Annotated in this window: 22 protein-coding genes; 7 read left to right on the forward strand and 15 right to left on the reverse strand. The window is 65.8% G+C overall.

From position 1 onward, the window contains the following. Nucleotides 1-41 precede the first annotated feature (41 nt). From A39O_RS0119265 to A39O_RS0119300, 8 genes are all read right to left on the reverse strand, one after another. Complete coding sequence (locus A39O_RS0119265; protein WP_020506303.1) at nt 42-1,145, reverse strand: nucleotidyltransferase domain-containing protein; 1,104 nt, start codon at nt 1,143-1,145, stop codon at nt 42-44. Continuing rightward, nucleotides 1,132-2,052 carry an HprK-related kinase A gene (locus tag A39O_RS0119270; protein WP_020506304.1) on the reverse strand — a complete coding sequence of 307 codons (921 nt, stop codon included), beginning with the start codon at nt 2,050-2,052 and terminating at the stop codon, nt 1,132-1,134. The genes A39O_RS0119265 and A39O_RS0119270 overlap by 14 nt, the downstream gene beginning before the upstream one ends. After that, a complete protein-coding gene (locus A39O_RS0119275) occupies nt 2,049-2,348 on the reverse strand; it encodes an HPr-rel-A system PqqD family peptide chaperone (RefSeq protein ID WP_020506305.1) in 300 nt (99 codons plus the stop codon). Before A39O_RS0119275 ends, A39O_RS0119270 begins: the two co-directional genes overlap by 4 nt. Before the next feature lie 28 nt (nt 2,349-2,376). Beyond that, on the reverse strand, nt 2,377-2,967 hold the full coding sequence (locus A39O_RS0119280) for a hypothetical protein (protein ID WP_020506306.1): 591 nt from the start codon (nt 2,965-2,967) through the stop codon (nt 2,377-2,379). Nucleotides 2,968-3,203: 236 nt separating this feature from the next. Beyond that, entirely contained in the window at nt 3,204-3,779 is a 576-nt protein-coding gene (locus tag A39O_RS0119285; protein ID WP_020506307.1) for a flavin reductase family protein, read from the reverse strand. 14 nt (nt 3,780-3,793) lie between these two features. Continuing rightward, nucleotides 3,794-4,363, reverse strand: a complete 570-nt coding sequence (locus tag A39O_RS0119290) for a hypothetical protein (protein ID WP_157640275.1) — start codon at nt 4,361-4,363, stop codon at nt 3,794-3,796. Next, nucleotides 4,360-6,213, reverse strand: coding sequence for a hypothetical protein (locus tag A39O_RS0119295; RefSeq protein ID WP_020506309.1), 1,854 nt, complete (start codon nt 6,211-6,213; stop codon nt 4,360-4,362). Before A39O_RS0119295 ends, A39O_RS0119290 begins: the two co-directional genes overlap by 4 nt. Before the next feature lie 8 nt (nt 6,214-6,221). Continuing rightward, complete coding sequence (locus A39O_RS0119300) at nt 6,222-6,938, reverse strand: transposase (RefSeq protein ID WP_026199536.1); 717 nt, start codon at nt 6,936-6,938, stop codon at nt 6,222-6,224. A 146-nt stretch (nt 6,939-7,084) separates the two neighbouring features. Between A39O_RS0119300 and prfB the strand changes: the two genes are divergently transcribed. The 3 genes from prfB to A39O_RS0119315 all read left to right on the forward strand — a co-directional run bounded on the left by prfB (nt 7,085) and on the right by A39O_RS0119315 (nt 10,502). Beyond that, nucleotides 7,085-8,183 (forward strand): peptide chain release factor 2 gene (prfB, locus tag A39O_RS0119305; protein WP_157640279.1). Its coding sequence is split into 2 segments (ribosomal slippage): nt 7,085-7,159 and nt 7,161-8,183, totalling 1,098 coding nucleotides; the frame shifts between segments, so codons are not numbered across the junction. Nucleotides 8,184-8,215: 32 nt separating this feature from the next. Further along, nucleotides 8,216-9,751, forward strand: coding sequence for a lysine--tRNA ligase (gene lysS, locus A39O_RS0119310; RefSeq protein ID WP_040528235.1), 1,536 nt, complete (start codon nt 8,216-8,218; stop codon nt 9,749-9,751). Between the two features lie 298 nt (nt 9,752-10,049). Further along, on the forward strand, nt 10,050-10,502 hold the full coding sequence (locus tag A39O_RS0119315; RefSeq protein WP_026199538.1) for an REP-associated tyrosine transposase: 453 nt from the start codon (nt 10,050-10,052) through the stop codon (nt 10,500-10,502). 205 nt (nt 10,503-10,707) lie between these two features. On the opposite strand, the gene ygfZ is transcribed toward A39O_RS0119315, so the two are convergent. Beyond that, on the reverse strand, nt 10,708-11,739 hold the full coding sequence (gene ygfZ, locus A39O_RS0119320) for a CAF17-like 4Fe-4S cluster assembly/insertion protein YgfZ (RefSeq protein ID WP_020506314.1): 1,032 nt from the start codon (nt 11,737-11,739) through the stop codon (nt 10,708-10,710). Nucleotides 11,740-11,853: 114 nt separating this feature from the next. On the opposite strand from ygfZ, the gene A39O_RS0119325 reads away from it, so the two are divergent. After that, nucleotides 11,854-13,680 carry an RNB domain-containing ribonuclease gene (locus A39O_RS0119325; protein WP_026199539.1) on the forward strand — a complete coding sequence of 609 codons (1,827 nt, stop codon included), beginning with the start codon at nt 11,854-11,856 and terminating at the stop codon, nt 13,678-13,680. A gap of 393 nt (nt 13,681-14,073) precedes the next feature. Here A39O_RS0119325 and A39O_RS0119330 read toward each other — a convergent pair whose 3' ends face one another. Continuing rightward, complete coding sequence (locus A39O_RS0119330; protein ID WP_026199540.1) at nt 14,074-14,601, reverse strand: YcbK family protein; 528 nt, start codon at nt 14,599-14,601, stop codon at nt 14,074-14,076. A 248-nt stretch (nt 14,602-14,849) separates the two neighbouring features. On the opposite strand from A39O_RS0119330, the gene A39O_RS34300 reads away from it, so the two are divergent. Beyond that, entirely contained in the window at nt 14,850-15,485 is a 636-nt protein-coding gene (locus tag A39O_RS34300) for an NUDIX domain-containing protein (protein WP_020506317.1), read from the forward strand. 30 nt (nt 15,486-15,515) lie between these two features. Beyond that, a complete protein-coding gene (locus A39O_RS0119340; protein WP_020506318.1) occupies nt 15,516-16,193 on the forward strand; it encodes a lytic transglycosylase domain-containing protein in 678 nt (225 codons plus the stop codon). 10 nt (nt 16,194-16,203) lie between these two features. Here A39O_RS0119340 and A39O_RS0119345 read toward each other — a convergent pair whose 3' ends face one another. From A39O_RS0119345 to A39O_RS0119355, 3 genes are read right to left on the reverse strand one after another with little or no spacing between them, the layout of a single operon-like run. Further along, nucleotides 16,204-16,824, reverse strand: coding sequence for a DUF3299 domain-containing protein (locus A39O_RS0119345; protein ID WP_020506319.1), 621 nt, complete (start codon nt 16,822-16,824; stop codon nt 16,204-16,206). Between the two features lie 20 nt (nt 16,825-16,844). After that, the gene (locus A39O_RS0119350; RefSeq protein ID WP_020506320.1) at nt 16,845-18,116 is read right to left on the reverse strand and encodes an ABC transporter permease; all 1,272 of its coding nucleotides are present in this window, start codon (nt 18,114-18,116) and stop codon (nt 16,845-16,847) included. Between the two features lie 24 nt (nt 18,117-18,140). Then, a complete protein-coding gene (locus tag A39O_RS0119355) occupies nt 18,141-18,866 on the reverse strand; it encodes an ABC transporter ATP-binding protein (protein ID WP_020506321.1) in 726 nt (241 codons plus the stop codon). 312 nt (nt 18,867-19,178) lie between these two features. Between A39O_RS0119355 and A39O_RS0119360 the strand changes: the two genes are divergently transcribed. Beyond that, nucleotides 19,179-19,778, forward strand: coding sequence for a YceI family protein (locus A39O_RS0119360; RefSeq protein WP_020506322.1), 600 nt, complete (start codon nt 19,179-19,181; stop codon nt 19,776-19,778). Between the two features lie 244 nt (nt 19,779-20,022). Here A39O_RS0119360 and A39O_RS0119365 read toward each other — a convergent pair whose 3' ends face one another. Both A39O_RS0119365 and A39O_RS0119370 read right to left on the reverse strand, forming a co-directional pair. Beyond that, a complete protein-coding gene (locus A39O_RS0119365) occupies nt 20,023-20,631 on the reverse strand; it encodes a ParA family protein (RefSeq protein WP_020506323.1) in 609 nt (202 codons plus the stop codon). After that, nucleotides 20,628-21,164, reverse strand: coding sequence for a hypothetical protein (locus tag A39O_RS0119370; RefSeq protein WP_020506324.1), 537 nt, complete (start codon nt 21,162-21,164; stop codon nt 20,628-20,630). The genes A39O_RS0119365 and A39O_RS0119370 overlap by 4 nt, the downstream gene beginning before the upstream one ends. Nucleotides 21,165-21,226 lie beyond the last annotated feature (62 nt).

A 21,226-nucleotide genomic window follows, 5' to 3' on the forward strand; every position in this document is an offset into this window, starting at 1 on the left:
ATCGTTGTCGTCCAACGCGACAATTGGATGTAGGGGCGGGTTTAAAACCCGCCCCTACTGTGGTCCCCGGCGTGCTCAAGCCGCCGCAGTGATTTGCGGATCAGATGCGGCAGCAACAGGTGCGGCGGCATCCGCAGCCAGTGTGAGCGGACATACAAGAGCCAATTGGCCAGGCCGGTGAGCGCGGACCGGCCTTCCTGCGGCGGCAGCGCGCGGGTCACCAGCGTGTGCATCAGTGCGTTGACCGGCCGGGCTGGCGCGAAGCGTCGGCCGACGTCGGTCAGGACGGCCGCCGGGATCGGAGTGCCCAGGAGCGCACGCGAGAACAGGAGTCCGTAATACAGCGGGCGGCCCAAATCCAGGCGCGCGGCCCGTTCCGGCAGCGTCTCCCAGAACGCCGGTTGCGCTGCGAAGTGGCGCAAGAGTTCATCGATGTCCCACAGGTCATTGAGTCCACCCCGGATCGCGCCGTCATGAAACAAATGGGTGGCGGTGTGCAGCAGCATGTCCACTGGGCTCAGGACCCGCACTCCGGGCATTCCGGCGACCGGGAGCGCGGACTCCCACAGGAGATCAGGGTCCGGCCGCAGGCGGCTGGTCAGGGGCAGGAGCCGATGATGGAGGTCGACCTCGACGCCCCGCTGCGGATGCCGCAGCGGCGGAATCTCATGCATCCAGTCACGGTAATAGCGTTGGTCGTACTCATCGAGGGGTTGCGATTCCCAGCCGGCGGCCAGCAGGTCGCGCTCAAAGGCGTCGATCCGCGTGCGCGGCACCAGGATGTCGAGGTCGCGCAGTTGCCGCCCGCGCGTCAGCGGCAATCCGGCGCAGTGATAGGCGGCACCCTTGAGCAGGATCAGGTCGCCGTCGGCGGCGGGGAGCGCGCGGCGGACCTGCGAGACTTCGTGCGCGATCCGGCATTGGAGGAAGCCTGGATAGGCGCGCGCCGCGATCAGTTGATCGCGGGCCGCCGCCGGGCAGCGGCCCAGTGCACCGGCATCCGCGATGCGATAACCGAGTCGCGCCAGCACACGCTCAGTGCGTGCCGCACGCAGGCAGCGGTTCCAGTCGTCCGCCGAGAAGTGCACGACGGCCGACGGCTCGCGGGCGCCGCGCAAGAGCGGGTGCAGCTTAGCCGGGTGCATCCGCGGTGATCTCCGCGATCAGCGCGATGGCCGCGTCGAGATCGCCATACTCCAGGCTGAAGCACGCGCACTCACGCACCAGGCGGACCAGGGTGGTGAACCCGTCCTCGCCGAGCAGGCGATAGTTGAAGGCGTTCTGGGCCAGGCGGGTGAATCCAAGGCTCTTCTCCAGGCGCTTGAGTTGCGGCCGTCTCAAGCCGGGCACAAACCGCGGGAAGGTAATCCAGCGCGGCTGTGCCGGTTCGGTCTGACGTTCCAGGCTCGGGAGCGGTGGCCGCAGGTGAGCCACATCACCCTTTCTGGTCTTGGGGAAGACCGGCCCGAGGAAGGCGTCCGGCAAGAACTCGCGAATGACCGGGATCGACCGGTTTTTCAGTGGAATGGCGCGCGGCAGCGGCACGATGGCACCGTCAGCGGGGCGGATCAGTCCAAACTCGTCGGCGAGCAGCCGCCAGCCGCGGTAGGCGAGGGCGGCGCTGAGCGTACTCTTGCCCGCGCCGGGCATCGCGGGCAGCAGCAATGCCTGACCATTGCGCTCCAGTGCACCCGCGTGCAGCATCAGATACAGGTGAGCGCGCGTGGCAATGCTCCAATTCAGGCCCCATTCCAGCAGCGGAAAGGCGTGTTCGCGGGGGAAGGGCTCGAATGGGTGCAGGCCGTCCAATGCGAATACGGCCTGGGTACGCCACCAGCGCCGGAGTCCTGATGCGCTGTTGACCTCAACCTGAAAATGCGCGACGGCGGGGTCGCGGCTGGCCCAGCAGGGGCCGTAGAATTGCTCCAACAGGTCGAGCGTGTCGGCGAGTCGGGTCCGCAACGCGATGATGAAGGGTCCGGAGCGGTAAAACAAACCGTCGCCGACGCATCCGCGCCGGTCCTGCGCGTGCATCAGCTCCGTCAGGGTCACTCCGGTAACCGGTCGACGAGTTCGAGGCGGACCAGTTCGTCGAGCATGGAACGGATGCGTGCGGTCCATTCCGGGGTGACGGGTTGCGCACAGGAGCGCGCCATGCGGGTGGTGATGGTCTCGAGGTCGGTCGGCTCCGGGGGCAGCATTGCGAGCAACTCGGCTGGGAGGATGCTCAGCAGGTGAGTATCGCCGGTGCGGCGGCAGTACACACTGCTCTCGGCGCCCCAGGTTGCCACTACGCGCGTGTCGGCCGGGCTGAGATAGCGGTCGCCGCCTGGCGTCGTTCCCTTCATCCAGCCCCCGACCGGATCAGGCTCGCGGCTAGGGCGCGCCACAGGCCCCTGCGACCAGACTCGGGTTGACCGAGCACAGGCAACTGGCGGTGATGCCCATGTTGCCCGAGCCCGGGTCCTGCTGAGTCACCGGGAAGATACACTGTGGGAGGATCGAGGTGCTCCCGCAATCAGCCACCGAGGTCGGGTTTCCGACTGAATCGAAGGTGTCGCTAATGGGCTGGAATACACGTAACAGCAGAACATCGCTCTCGCTGTCCTTGGTCCATCCGGTGGTGTCGAACGCCGTGCCATCGCTTTTGTAATAGGTGCCGGGGCGGGGGGCGGCCGCGATGGAGTAGACCGTCTCTTTCGTTTCCGTGTCCTCGTCGAGGTGGAAGATTGTCATGGTGCCATGCTGGCGCACGAACGTATCGAGCGCCGGGCCGGGGATGACGTCGTCCGGGCTGGCGGCCCGTGATGCCAGGATGCACTGAGCGGTACTGGCGGTCGCCGCCGCGGCCCCGTTCGGCAGTGTCGCGATGAGCGGCGCCGCGGCCGCCGCGGCCTGGAGCAAGCGCCGTCGGCCCTGAAGAATCGGCTCGCGCTCCGTGTTGGGTTCCAAGGGCTGATGGATCATCGTAACTCCTGAAGGCCGTGATCAAGTGAGCGCAAGCGAATCTCATACCATCGAGCAATCTACTTGATCTGTCATATGACGGACTCCTGTTTTGCCGCTGCGGACGACCGCGGTGTAAGAAAAGCTGACACTCGATCGCCGGATCTCTTTGCGTATCTTCCAAGTATAACGGCAGCGTCGAATCAGGTCAGTGCTCCTTGGCGGAGGGTGCGGATCTCCGCAGCGGCAGGCACCCGTCAGGCCAGACCCCGATCCCGGCGCCAGGTCTGGATCGCCTCGCGGTCACTGGCCTGATCGGCGGCATAGCGTCGATCGAGTTCCGCGCGCCGCTCGCCGGGTGCATCGCGCAGCAGCGTGGCGACACTCATGACTGGTCCGTTTCCCGGCACCGCGCCCTCGGTGACCGCGGCGACGTAGACACTGCGGTCGCCGATATCGAGCGTCTCCTCCACCCGGCAGTCGAGCCAGGCGACACAGTCGGCATAGAGCGGGTTGCCGTCCGGCGTCGTCTCCGGCGGCAAGTCGGCGAATTTATCCTGCTGATGGCCGCTCTGGAGTCCGAAACGCCAAACCGCATCCAGACCGCCGAGCGGCAACAGGTGCAGGGCGAAACGCCCGCTGCCCGCGATCAGCCCCCAGGTGTGATGGTGGCGGGCGATGGCGATCAGCATCCGCGGCTGCGCGGCGACGATCGACGCACGGACCGCCGACGTGGCGATCAGGCCGCCGCGGCGTCCGCCGTGGGCGGCGGTCACCAGCCACACGGGTGGATCATAGAGGTGAAAGACGGCGGCAATCGCGTCCTGGTTCATGGTTTTTCGATCAGTCAGGGCTGGCGTGCGGCAGGGTTTGATGATGATTGCGGCGCCGGGGCCAGCCGCGGGTCGGCGGCTAAGGATTCGGGGGTGATCTCAAGATATCCGTCTCCGGCATCCTCCAGATACATGGAGCCGAACAACGCGTTGCCGGCGTGATCGTCGCGATCGACCGGGAGTGTGTCGGGGCGGGCGGGCGCCGGGTCATGGTCTTGCTCCGACGGCCAGGCGCCGGCGTCCGGCGCGCTGCCCTCCATGCGCGCTGGTGCGCCGTGTGGATCGCGGGGTTGGTCCGCCGGGAGGGCCTCCGGTGGTCTGCCATCCTCGATCCGGTTGCCGATGGCGTCCGCATAAACTCCGTCCCCCAGCGGGTGGTAGCTGGCGCCGTAAGGATCCATGAAGCTGCCGTCCGGTTGCGGATAATAGTAGTTGCCGCCGCGATCGACCAGACTGCCGTCGCCATAGCCGGAATCCCGCAGCGTCGTTGCCCCGGTGCTCGCCCAGACCAGCAACAGCGCACAACCCAGGCCGCCGACGGTCAGTCGTCGAGGATGGGTGGATCGTCCGCGCCTGGGCCTCATCCCGGTGCCTCTGCCGGCGGCGCCGACTGGTCTGCGGGTGCGGCAACCGCATCGGTACCGGCGGCATTGCCGGCCGGCGGCGTCGGGTAGGCGGGGCGAACGCCCTGGTCCAGTCGTGCTTTGAGCCGAAACAGACAGTACCCCTCACCCAGATCCCGTAGTTCGCCCAATTCAAGGCCGATATCCTTGCCGCCACTGACCAGCAATACCGTGGAATCTTCCCAAAACTGCGCCTGGTCGGGGAGCAGCAGACCCCAGCCCGCGGCGTCCCCGTAGGTCAAGAGGACCCGGATGGGGGCGGCGGTGGGGGTGGTAACGCTCGGTGCCATGGTTCCTTCGAACGGACGGATAGCGCCCGGACGGGCGTACTCGGCGATGATGGCCACGTCCACCTGAACCATGCCCGTGTCCGGCCGCTGGATGCGTGTGACTTTGCCCAGGCGGGGGCGGCGGATGCCGGCCTCGCCGACCCCGTAGGCGAGGAAGGAGCCGATCGTCAGGCGATGCGTGAAACGGGTTTCCTGCGTGTGGAGACGCAGGTAATCGGGCGCCTCCTGGAGGATATACCAGAGGCTGGCCGCGGTCGCCGTGTGGTCTTCGCCGATGGCGGCAGAGCGTTGCGCGAACATGTCGGAGAGTTCACGGGTGGCGGCGACCCGCCCGGTCGTTTCAAAGATCGCCAGGAGGTGGTCATAGACATCGGGAAAGCTCGCATGGATGCGCAGGTCCCGCTCCGCGGGGCGGCTGCCGGGCGCGGTCCAGGCGAGTGGACTACGCTCGGCGATGCCCATCAGCAGATAGCCCGCGGCCAACAACTGCGACGGATGCAGGGGCGCGAAGCGACGGGGCAGGCCCTGCGGGTTGCGGGTGGCGCGGGCCCGGCGCAACTGGTCGAAATCGGCTTTGGCCTGCAGCGCAAGGTTCGCGTAATCGATCAGGATGGCCGGTCCCAGGTTTTCCGGCACCGGCTCCCGCGCCGGCTCCCGGTCCGCATAACAACCGGTCAGCATCTGGAACTCACCGCAGGCGGAGCCATCGGACGGGAGGAGTCGTACGCCGTCCCGAACGAGACGGCAATAGTCCAGGGCGAACGGAAACAGTGCCTCCGGCCAGGTCAGACAGCCGATGATCTCCGGGACCTGAAGTGCGGCGTAAAGGTCCTGGATGCTGCGCGCCTGGCGTCCGGCGAGCGCGCCAACCAGCGCGCCCACCGTGTCCTGGGGGATTTCGACCAGTTCGTAATCGAGCATCACCCGATAGACTGTATTGGCGGTGCGCCACAGGTCACCGTCCAGGCGTTGGTAGCGCAGGGCGTTCACGTGCTGGATCATCCCGATCACCTCGAGCAGGCGATGCGCGCACTGATGGACGCGGCGCCGCGCCCGCACGTACCAGAAGCGGCCTTTGCCGTAATCGGTTTGGAAGACCAGTTGGTAGGCCGTGAGCAGAACGTTCAAGGCCGCGGCAATCGCGGTCAGGGCTTCCTGATGTCCGGACTCTTCGGGTACGCCGCCGCGGCGCGCGAGTTGTTCGGTGACCAGCCCGCGGCCGGTTCTGGCGACTGCCGCCAGTCCGATCTCCGCCAGTTGGAAGCGGGTATCAATTGCGACCCGACTGCGATTGACCAGCCGGGCATGTTCCGTAATCGTTGCCAGGAGCGCCCAGGGATTCTCACGCTCGGTGGCGTAGAGCGTTCTGACACGTTGTGGGTCCACGTCTGGACGATGACGTGATCCTCGGGGCAGCAGGCAATCGAAGCGCAAATCCAGGGTGCGCGCGGGCAAGCCGGTCCCCAGAAACCGTGTCCAGGGGCTTTGTCCTTCCGGACGGAGTGCGTCGTCGAGATTCATAGGCTGGATTATGCGCGTCCGGTGGCTTCCCGATAAGCGGCGGAACGCCGGTCGCCGCCGCGTGGACGAGGTGACGCGCGGCGGTCCGCCTGTTTCTCGATGTGGGTGCAGAATTCGGGATCACCCAGTACCCAGGCTTTGTTGGTGGCGTCGCGGATGCGATTCAACAGGGCCTCATCCGGCGGCTTTCCGAAGCCTTTCAGATAGGCCGTCTGGCGGGTCTTCGGGCTGCGGCCTTGTCGCTCGAAAGCGGCATGGGGGGTGATCAGGCGGTCCTCCGCACCGGTCGCGTTGGCCGCGAAGCTCGACCAGGCGTAATCGGCCGGGGCCGCGACCAGCCCGGCACGAACCGGGTTGGATTCCACGTACTGACTGATCGGCACCAGGAAGGCGGCGGGGTCGAAAAGGGTCGCGCGGTAGCGGCCTTCCCACAGGGTGCCGGTGCGGTCGTAGCAATTGTTGAAGTACTGGACATAGTAGCGTCCGACGTACTGCATCAGCTTACCAATGCCGTCCTGGCTGAAGGGTGTCAACACCAGATGGAAATGATTCGGCATCAGAACGTAGGCATGAATTTTGCAATCGAATTTCTCGGCGGCCGAACCGATTTTTTCCCACAAAAACCAGTAATCTTCTTCCTTGAAGAGAATTTGCTGACGATTGTTGCCGCGCTGGATCACATGCTGCGGAACACCTGGCAAAACAAAGCGGGGTAGGCGTGCCATGAGTGGGGTCGGATACGGTTGATTGGCATGATGTGAAGTATAGACGACCCCAGGCCCGGTCAATTCCGTCATCGTCATCGCCGCCGGTCGTGGCGCCAACCCCGCATCTGCCCGTATACTCGCAGGTTCGATCAACCGGAGTAAAGATCTTGGACATCAATCCTATTGCCAACACGATCAATGACCTGAAGGGGCGCGTCGCGTCCCTTAGGGGGTATCTTTGACTACGAGGAGCGCAAAGAGCGGCTGACGGAGGTCCTGCGCGAGCTCGAAGATCCCACGGTCTGGAACGATCCGGAGCGGGCCCAGACCCTGGGTCGGGAGCGCGCGGCCCTGGAAACCGTGGTGCTGACCGTCGATGAGATGACGGCCGCGCTCATCGACGCCGACGACCTGCTGGCCCTGGTCGCCGAGGAAGAGGATGAGGTGACCGCGGCGGATCTGATCCGCGACCTGGAGCGGTGCGAGCAACGCGTCGGCGGACTGGAGTTCCGCCGGATGTTCGCCGGGCCGATGGACGACAAGAACGCCTTCGTCGACATCCAGGCCGGTTCCGGCGGGACCGAGGCCCAGGATTGGGCCGAGATGCTGCTGCGCATGTATCTGCGCTGGGGTGAGCGGCGCGGTTTCAAGACCGAACTGCTGGAGGTCTCCGAGGGCGAGGTGGCCGGCATCAAGTCCGCCACCATCCATTTCGAGGGGGACTATGTCTTCGGCTGGCTGCGGACCGAAATCGGCGTCCACCGGTTGGTGCGCAAGTCGCCCTTCGACTCCGGCAACCGCCGTCATACCTCCTTTGCGTCCGTGTTCGTCTCCCCGGAGATCGACGATACCGTGGAGGTCGAGATCAACCCGGCGGATTTGCGCATCGACGTCTACCGGGCGAGCGGCGCCGGCGGCCAGCATGTGAACCGCACCGAATCCGCCGTGCGCATCACCCATAATCCCACCGGGATCGTGGTCCAATGCCAAAACGAGCGCTCGCAGCACAAGAACAAGGATCAGGCCATGAAGCAGCTCAAGGCCAAGCTCTACGAGTTCGAGATGCAGAAGCGCCGGGCCGCCCAGCAGGTGGTGGAGGACAGTAAGTCCGATATCGGCTGGGGCAGCCAGATCCGCTCCTATGTGCTGGATCAATCGCGCATCAAAGATCTGCGCACCGGTGTCGAGATTGCCAACACCCAGTCGGTGCTCGACGGCAATCTTGACCCCTTCATCGAGGCGAGCTTGAAGAGCGGCCTGTAACTTTCCGGAGAACCATGGAGATGTCTGTGGAGATGTCTGAATCGATCCAGGGCGAGTCGAGCGGCGCGCCCGCGTCAGAGGAGCGTCGGGACGATAATAAGCTGATCGCCCAGCGGCGCGAGAAGCTGGCGCAGTTGCGCATCCAGGGCAACGCCTTTCCCAACGATTTCCGGCGTGACGCGCTCGCCGGTGACCTGCTCGCCGACTATGGCGACTGGGCGGTCGAGGCGCTGGAGGCGGCTCCGGTCAGGGTCATCATCGCCGGCCGCCTGATGAGCCGCCGGATCATGGGCAAGGCGAGCTTTTCCCACGTGCAGGATATGTCGGGCCGCATCCAGATCTTCGTCCAGCGCGAGCTCCTGGGTGAGGACGTCTATGCCGTCTACAAGCGCGAACTGGATATCGGCGACATCGTCGGCGTCGAGGGGACTCTGTTCAAGACCAAGACCGGCGAACTGTCGGTGCGCTGTCAATCGCTGCGGCTGCTGACCAAGGCGCTGCGGCCGTTGCCCGAGAAGTGGCATGGTCTGGCCGACCAGGAGACCCGCTATCGTCAGCGTTACGTGGATCTGATCGTCAACGAATCGAGTCGCGCCGCTTTCCGCACCCGCATCGCCATCATCCAGTACATCCGCGATTATCTGAACTCCAGAGCCTTCCTGGAGGTGGAAACGCCGATGATGCACGTGATCCCGGGGGGGGCGGTCGCACGTCCCTTCGTGACCCATCACAATGCGCTCGATATGACGCTGTACCTGCGGATCGCCCCGGAGCTCTATCTCAAGCGGCTGGTGGTCGGCGGGTTCGAGCGCGTCTATGAAATCAACCGCAATTTCCGCAACGAGGGCCTGTCCACCCGCCACAATCCCGAGTTCACCATGCTGGAGTTCTATCAGGCTTACGCGGACTACCGCGACCTGATGGACCTGACCGAGGACCTGTTGCGGGGCATGGCCGAGGCGGTGCTGGGCACCCCGGTGTTCGACTATCAGGGCACCCGGTTCGACTTTGGTCTGCCGTTCGAGCGTCTGAGCGTGCGCGACGCCGTGTTGCGCTTCAATCCGGGGTTCACGCCGGCCGATATCGACGACCTGGATGCCGCGCGGCGCAGCGCGGCGACCCTGGGCATTCACGCCAAAGACGACTGGGGGCTGGGCCGCATCCACATCGAGATCTTCGAACAGACCGGCGAACACCAGCTCATCCAACCCACCTTCATCACCGAGTACCCCACCGAGGTCTCGCCGCTGGCCCGCAGCAATGATCAAAACCCGCTGGTCACCGACCGTTTCGAGTTCTTCATCGGCGGGCGCGAGATCGCCAACGGCTTCTCGGAGCTGAACGACCCCGAGGATCAGGCCGAGCGCTTCCGCCATCAGGTCGCGCAGAAGGATGCCGGGGATGAGGAGGCCATGTTCTTCGACGCCGACTACATCCGCGCCCTGGAATTCGGCCTGCCGCCCACCGCGGGCGAGGGCATCGGCATCGACCGTCTGGTGATGCTGTTCACCGACTCACCCTCGATCCGCGATGTGCTGCTGTTTCCGCACATGCGGCCGGAGGACTGAGCGCGGACCCATCTGCCGTGCGTGGTCGGGCAGGCGATCCGTGGGCATGCGTAGGAGCCCGCTTGCGGGCGACAGTCAGCGGGAAGGACAGGACATGGCGCCGCTCACGACGGGTGCGCGATGACCGGTAGGAGCCCGCTTGCGGGCGACCGTCAGCGGTTCTCGGGAACGGTCGCCCGCAAGCGGGCTCCTACAGCGCGAAGGACTAGGACATGGCGCCATGACCGGTAGGAGCCCGCTTGCGGGCGACCGTCAGTGGTCCTCGGGAACGGTCGCCCGCAAGCGGGCTCCTACGCGTATTGGACCCCATGGATGTGATCTGCGCAAAGGCCGCTGGTCCGAAACGGGGCAGGTCTATTTGATCACGACCGTCACGCAAGGTCGGCGTCCGGTCTTCGCGGATTTCTGGTGCGCTCGCCTGTTGGTACAGGAACTTCGAGCGGCGGACGCGCTGGGCTGGGCGGTCACTTGGGCGTTTGTGGTGATGCCCGATCATTTGTATTGGCTGGTGGAACTCGGCGATGCGGATCTGTCGCGGCTGATCCTGCGGGTGAAATCACGCTCGGCGATCGCCATCAACCGAGCGTTGGGCCACACCGGGCGGCTTTGGCAAAAGGGATTCCACGATCATGCGCTGCGCAACGAAGAGGATCTTCGGGCTGTCGCAAGGTATGTCATCGCCAATCCGGTCCGAGCGGGATTGGTGCAATCGGTTCGGGATTATCCGCATTGGGATGCGCGATGGATATAGGCGCAGATGGTCGCCCGCAAGCGGGCTCCTACAGGAGCCCGCTGCACGACGGCGGGCGCGCGGTAGGAGCCCGCTTGCGGGCGACCGTCAGCGGTCATCGGGAACGGTCGCCCGCAAGCGGGCTCCTACGGGGTTGCGATTAGATCGGCAGGAGATCGGGGGTGAGACGGTCTTGCGGATCTGGCTCGCGACACGGATGCGGTCATCAAGACTCGGCTGAAAACCCATAGGGCGGTGCCGTGAGATGCAGCAGCGAACCGGTCGCGCCCAGTCTGACGTCGCCGACCTCGGCCGCCGCGATCTCCACGACCGCCAGGAGCGCATAGCGGCCCCCGCCGATTGGACGTGCATCGACCACCCGGCCGGCACCCTGTTCCGAGGTGCTTCCAGCCGAGTGGAGTTCATCGCCGGGTTGCGGCGGTGTCGGGCTCTCGACCTCCGCCAGGTACATGCGGCGCTTGAGTGTACCCAGATAGCGCATCCGCGCGACCACCTCCTGCCCGACATAACACCCCTTGTCGAAGCTCACGCCATCGATGAGTTGCATGTTCACCATCTGCGGGACGAAGGTCTCGACCGTGGTGTTATACACGGTGGGAATGCCGGCTCGAATGTCGAGCAGTGCCCAGGCGTCCGTATCGCCCATCACTGAGTTGGGTGTCAGCGCATCCCACAGGGGCGCGAGCCGCTCGAACGGGCCGATCAGTTCGAAGCGCGGGACCGGGGCCGGCAGGCGCAGCACGGTGACCTCGTCGGTCACCGCCAACGCATTGTCCAACTCCGGCAGCGCAAGCCCGAGCGCCGCCAGGGCGCCGACCGCGCCGCTGCCGGTGATGCCGATGCGGATCGGGCCGTCGCTTTCGTCTTCGAGTCTGACCTTGGCGCGCATCACGAACAGCCGCAGCCGTTTGAGTGTGTCGGCGACCCGCTCGCGCGGCAGTTGGAGCATGATCGCGTCACCCAGGCGCAGGACCCGGAATAAGGCGAGCATCCGGCCCTTGGGGCTGCAGTGGCTGCTCAGTTGGCTGTGGGTATCCGAGACGGCCCGGACATCATTGGTCAACTGGCCTTGCAGGAAGGTCACGGCATCGTCGCCCCGCACCGCGATCAGCCCTAAGTGCGAGAGATCATAACGGGTGCAGTCCGCGTCGGCGGGCGCCCCCGGCGCCGGTTCGTGCGCGTCCGCGCCGCCGCCGGCGCCACGTGCGGTTAGAAAAGCGCGCCAATCAGGATTCATCTTCGCTACCCTCGTGCTGCGGCGCCGCCCATCGGCGCCTGTCGATCACGGCATCGGGGGTATCATACCCAAAGCCCCAGTCCCTCACTTGCATCACGCGGAGCATTCAGCCACTTGTCGTCACATCAACCCAGTCCGCCGGCAGATAGCCTGGTGCTTTACAAGGTGCATCCCGCCCGTGTCGTCAGCGTGGGCGAAAAGATCGAAATCGCGCTCGAAGGCGGGCAGTCCAAGCGCGTCCGCGCCAAGGATTTGGAACTGCTCCATCCAGGGCCGCTGCGTAGTCTGAGCGAACTCGTGCCGCAGGAAGGCGAGGTCGAGGCCGCCTGGGAGCTGCTGGAGGGCAGCGAGATCAGCCTCCAGGAATTGGCCGAACTCGCCTTCTCCGCCTTCACCCCGGTCACCGCCTGGGCCGCCTGGCAACTGGTGGCGGAGGGGCTGAGCTTCACCGGCACCCCCGGCGCCATCCGTGCCCGTCCGCGGGCCGAGGTCGAGCACGACCGCGCCCAGCGTGATGCCAAGGCGGTCGCCGAGCGTGAGTGGCAGGCCTTTCTCGGGCGCATGGCGCAGGCCGCGCCGGCACCGCAGGACGCCGGCCGTCTCACCGAGGTGGAGCGTCTGGCGCTGGGCCAAAGCGAGCGCAGCCGCGTCCTGGAGGCCTTGGGCCACGAGCAGACCCCGGTCAATGCCCATCGCGCCCTGATTCAGGTGGGGCATTGGTCGGATCGCCATAATCCCTATCCAGGGCGCTGTTCCGTGCCGACGGCGGATCCGGACCTGCCGGTCCCCGCGTTACCGGATCAACAGCGCCTCGACCTGACCGATTTACCGGCCTACGCGATCGACGATGAGGGCAACCAGGATCCGGATGACGCGGTGAGCCTCGACGGCGACCGGCTCTGGGTCCATGTGGCAGACGTTGCGGCGCTGGTCGCGCCGGACGGCGCCGTCGAGCGCGAGGCGCGCTCGCGCGGTAGCAACCTCTATCTGCCCGAGCGGGTCATCAATATGCTTCCCCAGGGCGTGACCGAGCAGTTGGGGCTGGGCTTGCAGCCGGTTTCGCCTGCCCTGTCGATTGCGTTGCGTTGCGATGCGCAGGGCGAGTTGACCGATATCGAGGTGCATCGGACCTGGATTCGCGCCCAGCGACTGACCTATGACGCGGTGGATGGCCGACTCGGTGAAGCGCCATTCGCCGCCATGTGCGCGCTGACCGACCGTTTCCGTGCCCGGCGGGTCGCCCTGGGGGCGATCTCGCTCGATCTGCCGGAGGTGAGTGTGCGGGTCGTCGACGGTCGGGTGACGATCCGGCCACTCCCGCGTCTGGCCAGTCGGGGGCTGGTCACCGAGGCCATGTTGATGGCCGGGGAGGGGGTGGCGCGGTTCTGTCGGGAGCACGCGATTCCGATCAGTTACGCCACGCAGGTGGCGCCGGACACCGGCGATCAGCCGCGCGACCTCGCCGCCATGTATGCCCGGCGGCGAACCTTCAAGCCGACTCGCATGTTGATCACCCCGGACCTGCACGCCGGTCTGGGACTGCCGCTCTACACGCGCGCCACCAGCCCCTTGCGGCGCTATTCGGACCTTCTCGTCCATCAGCAACTCTGTGCCTGGCTGTCCGGCCAGCCGCTGCTGACCGCGGAGCAGGTGACCGAGCGGATCGGCGAGGCCGAGGCGGCCGCGGGCACGGTCCGGCGGGCCGAACGGCTCTCGAATCTGCATTGGAAGCTGGTCTTTCTCAAGGATCACCCGGACTGGCAGGGCGAGGCGATCATCGTCGGGAAGGAGGAACGCAAGGGGGTGGCCCTGATCGGCGCGCTCGCCTTGGAGACGCGGCTGCGGTTACGCGATGAACCCGATCTGAATCAGGGCATTCGGGTGGCCGTCAGAGAGGTTGACGTGCCGGACCAGACAGTCAGCTTTCGGGTGTTGGGTTAAACCGCGCCCAGCAGGGTAGGCGATGTTATCGCATTCGGACGTGATAACCGGACGTAGGGGCGGGTTTCAAACCCGCCCCTACACCAAGCCGGCGCGGTTTGACGTGTCTGGATATCAGGCCGCGATGCCTGATCGTCGAGCCACCGTCGACCGTCGCCCGCCGATACGTCAGGCGCGACGCACGTCTCGCCTGGAAAAATCAATGGACGAAATTAATAAAATTGCACAAAAGGCTTAAGGTTTCTGTGTTGAACTTCCGCGCGTCCTAGCCGTACCGGTTGCACCCACGCAAAAAAACGACGCGGGGCCCAGGCCCCGCGTCGTTAGCGATTGGTCGGATCACCGATCATCGGGCCGCTCAGCCCGACTGGCTCGCGACCGGGATCGGTTCGATCAAGCCCGCCAGTGCCGCACCGCACCCGTGTCGATGTGCACAAAGTCCGAGCCGGGGTAGTAGCCCACTCCGCCGCGGCCAAGGGCCAGTGCGGCGTCGCGGATCTCTCTGGTGGCCAAGTCGGGGAAGCGAATGTCAAGTGCCTGACCGGACAGGTGCAGGCTGTTGCGGGCGACCCGATGGCCGGTCCGGCGCAACATGGCGTTGGTTTGCGGTGAGCGGTAAGCGCTCAGGATCTCGTAGCGGGCCTCGGTGTCACCCAGCGATGCCTTGACGTCGTAGAGCAGGTCGAACAACTGCGGGTCGATCGCAACCTTGTCGCCGGTGCGGAAGTCCCGCAGGAACCAGTTGAGTTCCTGCAGCGCGCTGCGTTTGTAGTGGTCGCCGACCCGGTACACCAAAGAGACACGCTCATCGGTGTGCATGTGGTGTAGCGACAGTGCCCTTGGGCGTTCGGCCGGCCGTCTTGCCAGCGCCGGCGCCGCTACGGCGGACAGGGATAACCCCAGGAAATAACGTCGATTCATGTTCCCCCCGGTACATTTGACGTTGTGATGGTGCAAGCCGATTATAGGTGGCTCGATCGGAAAAGCAATAGCAAATTGACCTGAATCGGTATCCGTTCGTCGATTCTTGCAACACACTAAGAAGTCAATATAACCCTACGAGAAAAATCGGGAAATAATGAGCGACTTAGCGACTACTTGATTCGGCTTCAGATTTGTTTCCGATGGGCGGTCTCGCGGTTCACCGAAATCAGTGCTAAGGTTCGATCATGACGACGAACGTTGAGATCATTCGCAGTGAGCCGCTCAGTCATGGGTTTCTGAGGCTCAATCGCTACCGTCTCGGTCTGGCCGTGCCGGGTTCGGAGGCGCGGGTCGTCGTAGACCGAGAGTGTATCGATGGCCTGCGTGCCGCAGTCGTGCTGCCCTTCGATCCCGTGTCCGGTCAGGTCGTGCTGGTCGAGCAGTTCCGCGTCGGGACCCGGCACTCGACCACCGGCGGCCTGACCTGGGAGCCGCCGGGCGGCGTGATTGCGGCGGGACACAGTGCGGCGGAAACAGCTCGGCGGGAGGCGCTGGAAGAGACCGGATGTCGGATCGGGGCCATGACCCGCATTGCCGTTTGTCACACCAGTCCCGGCTTCAGCGACGAGTGTGTGGACATCTACTGCGGCAAGTTGCTCGACACCGACCTCCCCGCGACGGCGGGAAATCCGCACGAGGGCGAATACACACGCGTCGTTTTACGCGGTCTGGATCGCGTGATCCATGATCTTGGTCATGGGCGGCTCACCGCGGCCACTCTTATCATTGCGATCCAGTGGCTGGCGTTGAACCGCGATCGGATCCGCGAACTGTGGGCTGCCGAGCCGAGCGGGTCAGCCGCCGCCGATCTCGCGCAGTGACTCGAATCCGGGGAACAGGGGGGGGGTGGCATGCCGATCATCATGTTGGCACTGGTGTTCGCGGCGTCGGCGTGCGCCGTAACCGGCGTCCGGGCGGACGTGTACAAATATGTGGATGCCAAGGGCAATACCTATTTCACCGACGCGCCGCTCAAGGGCGCCAAATATCGGCTGGAGTGGAAGCGCGAGTCGCGCGGTCTGGTCAACGAGAATCGCCAGCGGCTGGCGAGTCTGAACCCGCGGCCGGCCGCAAACCCGGCCCCGTCCTCTTCCAAGTCGGCCGCGGCGAGCGAGTCATTGGCGGCCCGTCGCGCCCGTTTCGAACGGCTGATCAACGCCTATGCGCGGCTCAACAAGCTGAGTCCGGAACTGCTCCACGCCGTGATCCGCACTGAATCCGCCTACAATCACGAGGCCGTGTCGCACGCCGGGGCTCAGGGTCTGATGCAACTGATGCCGGGCACCGCGGCGCGCTACGGGGTGAAAGACAGTTTCAATCCGATCGAGAACCTGCGTGGCGGGGCGGCCTACCTGCGCGATCTGCTCGATCTGTTCGGCCAGGACCTCACGCTGGCCCTGGCCGGCTACAACGCCGGGGAAAACGCCGTCATCCGCAACGGCTATCAGATCCCGCCCTACTCCGAGACGCGCAACTATGTGCGCCAGGTGCTTCAGCACATGGGGTACGAGCGGCAGGCCGGCGGATGAGGCGCTTGCCCTACTGGCTCGGCTCGTCCTCTTTCTCATAAGGTGCGATTCCAGTGGCCTCGATCCGGTAGCCGGCGTCGGCCAGGTCACTGCTGGTCGGGGTGACCTTGAGGGTCCCGGTGACCCAGACGGTGTCGAACAGCTCGCCCTCGAAGGCCTGCTCCGGCGCCAGTTTGACATAGACGGTCTGGTTGGCCGGCGGCGGCGGTACGTGAATGCAGGCGCCGTAGTAGGGAACCAGCAAAAATTCGGTGATCTTGGTCGACTCCGACTCCACGGGGACGATAAAGCCGGGTAGCCGCACCAGTTTACCGTCGAGTGCGGGCACCACCGGGGCCTCGGCCCAGAGCTGTTTGAGTTTGGCCATGAGTTCTTTAGCCTGCGGGTCATCGTCCTGCAGGCTGTTGAGGTCGTACTTGTCGAAGAGTGTGTCCGGCTGCCAGTCCTCCGGGATCAGGGTGTCCCAGTCCAGGTCCTGGGGGGTCGCTGCCGTCAGCTTCGGGGCCGCGACCGTCTCCGCGGTCTCGGTCTGGGCCTTGCCGTGATCCGATTGGCCATTCTCCGATTGGCCGTCGCAGCCCGCTATGCCGGCCGCCAATACCAATGCTGCCAGGGTGTCTATCAGACGCATAGTCCAGGGTCTCCAATGACTCAAATGCGGATCAGCAGCCCGTCGGACAGCGACAGGCGGTAGGCGCGATAGCCGGCAATCAGTCCGACCAGGATACCGGCCGCGACCACCGCGGCCAGCAACAGACCCTCCGCGGCGCTCGGCGGCCCCATGCCGATGAAGAGCCCGAGCCGGTCGGTGATCAGGGGTCCGCCCAGCAAGAGCACGCCGTAGAGTAACGCAACTCCCAGCAGGGCGCCGACCAGGGTGAGGAAGACGGCTTCCCCCAGGATCAGCGCGAGCACATGGGCCGGGCGCGCGCCCACCGAGCGCAGGATCGCCATCTCCCGGCGCCGCTCGTTCAGGCTGGTCAGCAGCGCGGTCAGCATCCCGAACAGCCCGACCACCACGACCGCGGCGGACACCGCCAACAGGGCCCGTTCACCGATACCGATCAGACTCCAGAGATCCGCCAGCGCGACCCCAGGAAGGATCGCGAGCAGCGGTTCCTCCGGATAGTCATTGACGGCGCGTTGGACCTGGAAGGTCGCGATGCGCGACTTGAGTCCCACCAGGACCGCCGTGATCGCTTTCGGCGTCAGGGCGCCGGTTGCCGCCAGCGCGCGTGTCTGCTCCGCGTCGGGGGAGCGGCCCGGGGCGGCGGCACCCGACTCCCAGCCGACATGGATGGCCTCGATGGCCGTAAGACTGACATGGACAGTGCGATCGACCGGCGTCCCGGTGGGGGCCAGGATGCCGGCGACCCGAAAGGGTTTGTCCGCGTGACGGGCGAAGCTCACATCCCCGGTCCCATGGGCGATGACGATCGGGTCGCCCAGCCGGTAGCCCAGGGTCCGCGCCACCTCGGACCCCAGGACCGCATCGTAGAGGTCCGCGAAGGGCTCACCCTGGGCCAGCGTGAGCCCGCGGTCGCGGGCATAGCGGTAGTGCTCGAAATAGGCCGCGGTGGTGCCGAGTACGCGAAAGCCCCGGTGCGAGTCACCCAATGAGAGCGGGATGGTCCAGGCGACCTTGGGGAGGTTTGTGATCGCCTGATAACTCTCCCAGGAGATGTTGTTGGTGGCGTTGCCGATGCGGAACACCGCGTACAGCAGCAGGTTGATTTGGCCGCCGCGGGCGCCGACGATCAGATCGGTGCCGGAGACCGTATTGGTGAAGCCCTCGCGCACCTCACCGCGCAGTCGCTCCACCCCGATCAGCAGGGTGACGCTGAAGGCGATCGACAGCAGCGTCAGCAGCGCGGTGAAGCGCCGGTTCAGCAGGCTTTTCCAGGCGAGTATAAGAATTGGCATAGTGCGTGTTCGCCCCAGTGTCCTTCAGGCCGCCGCGAGGTTCAGTTCAGCGAGTCGCAGGGTCCGGTCGAACAGCCCTTCGAGACTCGCGTCGTGACTGACGAAGACCAGGGTCAGCCCGGCCTCCCGACATTCGCGGAACAGCAGTTCGACGAAGCCGGCGCGCCGGTCGGCATCGAGCGCCGAGGTGGGCTCGTCGGCGATCAGGATCTCGGGTGCGCCCATCAATGCCCGTGCCGCCGCCACCCGCTGCTGTTGACCGACCGAGAGTTCAGTCACCGGGCGGGCGCGCAGGGCGGGGTCGTCCAGGTCCAGATGAGCGAGCAGGCGCACCGCCTCCGCGTTCAGGCTGCCGCCGCGCGCCAGCGCGCGGGTGCGCCGCCGCCGCGAGAAGCGGCAGGGCAGGGTGACATTATCCAGCATCGAGAGATAGGGAATCAGGTTGAACATCTGAAACACATAGCCCACGTGGTCGGCGCGGAAGTGGTCGCGCTCCACCGCGCCGAGGCGATGCAGCGGCTGATCCAGCACGGTCAGGGTCCCGTCGACCACGGGCAGTACGCCCGACAGCAGCCCCAGCAGGGTGGTCTTGCCGCTGCCGCTCGGTCCCTCGATGAAAATCCGCTCACCCGGTTGAATGTCCAGGGAGTCGATAGCCAACACCGGCGGCAAGTCCGCCCGCCAGCGAAAGCGCAGGTCACGGATGGCAATCGCCGCCGGGGTGGGCGGAAGCAGGGGAGCAGCGGTCATGATCGATCAAGTGAGTCGGTGCGGCCAGGGGTTCAGGCGGCGCGAATGTTACATTGTACCAGACGAGCCTGCACTTTTCGGTCTTCCGCACGTTATTCAGCCGGATCCCGGTGGAGGTGTTGCCGGTCGTCGCCGACCCTGCGCCCTACGCATCGCATTCGGACGTGATAACCGGACGTAGGGGCGGGTTTCAAACCCGCCCCTACACCAAGGGTCTGTCTGGATATCAGGTACGAAGTCACTATGATCGTCACTTGTGTTCCGGCCGCGGTGCGCCACCTTCAGGGGTGGATAACAACCTGGAGGAACACCATGAAACGTCCCGCTCTCACCACGCTCGGATTCGTCGCGATCGCTTATGCATTCTCCGCCGCCCCAGCCTGGGCGGACTGGAATCTCGACCCGGCCCGTTCGCACCTGGCCTTCATTTCCATCAAGGGCAAGGACGTAGCCGAGATTCACACGTTCAAGGACATCGCCGGCACCATCGCACCCGACGGCCAGGCGAAAATCGTCCTGATGCTGGACAGCGTCGAGACCCTGATACCCATCCGCGACGAGCGGATGCGGGAGTTCCTGTTCGACACCGCCGACTACAAAGAAGCCGTGCTCACCGCCAAGATCGACCCGGAGCGGATCAAGTCGATGGCCGTCGGCGAGATTGCCGAGATCACCGCCGAGGGCGTGCTGTCCCTGCACGGTCAGACCCAGCCCATGGTGTTGGTGGTGCAGGCCGCGAAGGTCTCCGCCAACACCGTGATGGTGGCGAGCGTGAAACCGCTGGTGATCGATGCGGCCAAGTTCGGCATGAGCGACGGCGTGGAGAAGTTGCGCGAACTGGCCGGTCTCGCGGCCATCAGCAACGCGGTGCCGGTGAATTTCGTCCTGACCTTCGTGGACGGCGGGACCTGATCCGCGCGCCGGGGCAACGCCCGCCGGTCGGACCTTGCCCCGCGTCCGGTGCCCGGACATCGTGCACCGGCGGTCGAGGCGTTACCGTGAATGTCGCGTAGCGACCCTGTGGGAGCGGCGTCCCGCCGCGATGGGGCCGGGCTGTAGCTCTACCGTTTGAGGTTACCGCGGCACCCATCGCGGCGGGACGCCGCTCCCACGGGCGTGGCTGCCACCACGCGCCGGGTGGCGGTGCGGGACGCCGTCATCCGCTCGCCGCGTCGAACAAGGCGGCAATGCCGGATGGCGGTCCGCCTCCGGAAAACAAGGCTGACCAGGCCGGAGCCGCCGGGATAGGCGCGGGCAAGGCCTGAAGGCCGAGCCCGACAACGACAGCGACGAGCGGCGTCAGATCCTCCCCGCTATGCTGATTGAAGACGACACGGGTGCGGGGTGCCGCGGCGCCGACGCGCAGATCGGCGAGGATCTGCGCCACATCCTCCAGCGCCCAAAGGTCCGGCAAGGCGGGACGCACCGGGATGATCAGGTGATCGGCGCCGATGAGGGTGTCCATGGTCCCGTTCGTAATGGTTGGGGGGCAGTCGAGCACCAGGTGGTCGAAACCCGGCATCCGGTCGGCGAGACTGCGCCAGATCGCGGTGCCGCACGCGCCGCGCACGACCAAGCCCCAGCGCGCGGCAAAGCGTTCACCCCAGGCGGTGGCGGTGCCCTGGGGATCGGTGTCGATCAGCAGGACCCGGTGGCCGTCCATGGCCAGGCGGACGGCATAGGCAATGGCGAGCGTGGTCTTGCCGGTGCCGCCCTTTTGATGCCAGAAGACGGTCCGCCGCGGGCCGGGCGCCGATGCCCTCACTGGCCGGCCGACGGGGACCCCGCAGGGTGGGTTGCCGGGCCGTCGGCGCTCGGGTGGCCCGGTGCTGTCGGTGGCAGTGCCTCGATCTGGCGGACAATGGCCGCAATTTTGCCGTGCAGGTCGGCTTCGTGGGCATGTGCCGCGGCATGTGCGGCATGCTTGGCCGCCATCTGCGCATGTTGCGCGTCGAGCGCAACCGTGTCCGTGCCGGCAGCGAGCGCCTGTTCATGGGCGGTGATCGCTTCACCGTGTGCGCGCATTTCGGTGGCATCTGCGGCGATCTCACTGCGGTGCCGGCTGATCAGCCATAACAGCTTGTAGGCCGCCGCTTCGGCGGCACGATGCGCGGTCTCGGCGTCGGCAATCTCGGCACTCCAGCGGGCGTGGTCCTCGGCCCAGGACGTGTGCTCGGCTTCCATTTTGGCGACGTCGGCGGCACAAGTCGCATGCGGGGCCAGCCCGGCCGCGGCGACGGTCAGGGCAACGACCAGCAGCGGCGAGGTCAGCGGACGGTAGCGATGGATCAAGGTCATGGCAGTCTCCGTGGTTGGCTGAGTTAGGCAGGTAGAGCCAATGAACCCATCATTCGACGCCA

The organism is Lamprocystis purpurea DSM 4197 (genome assembly GCF_000379525.1).
Classification (GTDB): domain Bacteria; phylum Pseudomonadota; class Gammaproteobacteria; order Chromatiales; family Chromatiaceae; genus Thiodictyon; species Thiodictyon purpureum.